At 66.2% G+C, this 551-nt stretch carries 1 protein-coding gene; it reads right to left on the reverse strand.

Going from position 1 to position 551, the window contains the following annotated elements:
• Positions 1 to 551: phosphoribosylamine--glycine ligase (locus NW807_RS10470; protein WP_414426065.1), on the reverse strand; the 551-nt coding region annotated here is incomplete at both ends.

Here is a 551-nt window from a genome sequence, read left to right on the forward strand (position 1 = left end):
CACGCCCACCCTCGCTGAGAAGCTGCTTGCCCACCTGGCGAGTGCCGGCATGGAACACCAGGGCTCCGGTGGCGGCGGCAGCCTCTAGGCCAGCAAGGGGGATCCCTCGCTCGTAGCTGTCGGGGTAACCGGGGGCGGCCATGACCACACAGGCGGCATAGCCGGGCTTCCACCGCAGCTGAAGATTGGCCAGTCGCCCCTCGATGCAGGCCAGCAGCACCTCGTCCAGAGGGTTTTCCAAGAGGGGCAGGATAACCTGGGCTTCGGGATCCCCAAAGCGGCAGTTGTACTCCAAGACGTAGGGGTCCCCATTGGGCGTGATCATCAGGCCAGCGTAGATCACTCCCTGGTAGCGAATGCCCCGCTGTTGCAGCGCCTGCAGGGTGGGATCCAGCACTTGTGCTTGGATGCGGGCCAGCAGCTCGGGGGTGACCAGGTGATCTGCCGGGGCGTGGGCCCCCATGCCGCCGGTGTTGGGGCCGGTATCGCCATCGCTAAGGCGCTTGTAGTCTTGTGCAGGCAGCAGCGGCAGGCAGATCCGGCCATCCGTC

This window comes from Synechococcus sp. R70.1 (genome assembly GCF_047461675.1).
Taxonomy (GTDB): Bacteria; Cyanobacteriota; Cyanobacteriia; order Thermostichales; family Thermostichaceae; genus Thermostichus.